General features: G+C 72.7%; 1 protein-coding gene. It reads left to right on the top strand.

Going from position 1 to position 443, the window contains the following annotated elements; all coding sequences use genetic code 11:
• The coding region (locus I6F37_RS40165) for a copper resistance CopC family protein (RefSeq protein ID WP_225154402.1) at positions 1-443 on the top strand (443 nt) is incomplete at both ends.

Raw genomic sequence — 443 nt, 5'->3', positions numbered from 1 at the left:
GCTCACCGAGGCGCCCGAGTCCGTCACCCTCACTTTCAGCGCGGAGCTCACCCCCGGTGCCGGCGCGACCGAGGTGCAGGTGCTGGATGCCGGTGACTCGGTCGTCAGCGAAGGCGACGCCGTCACCGAGGGCACCACGGTCACCCAGCCCCTGCCCACCGACTTGGCGAACGGCGCGTACCGCGTGCTGTGGAAGGTGGTCTCCGGCGACGGTCACCCGGTCTCCGGCGAGCTGACCTTCACCCTTCAGGCCGCGGAGCCGGTGCCGACCGCGTCCCCATCGGAGAGCGCTGCGCCGTCGGAGGAGCCGAGCGAGGTCGCGACATCCGCCCCGCCCGCCTCGGAGACGCCGGCGCCGATCGAGGAGACCGATTCGTCCTCGCCCGTGCCGTGGGTGCTTCTCGGCGTCGTCGCCGTCGCGATCCTCGGCGGGATCGTCTACC

The organism is Bradyrhizobium sp. NBAIM08 (genome assembly GCF_020193935.1).
Lineage (GTDB): Bacteria > Pseudomonadota > Alphaproteobacteria > Rhizobiales > Xanthobacteraceae > Bradyrhizobium > Bradyrhizobium yuanmingense.
Note: the sequence above shows the minus strand (reverse complement) of the source record. Positions and strands in the feature narration are given on the sequence as shown.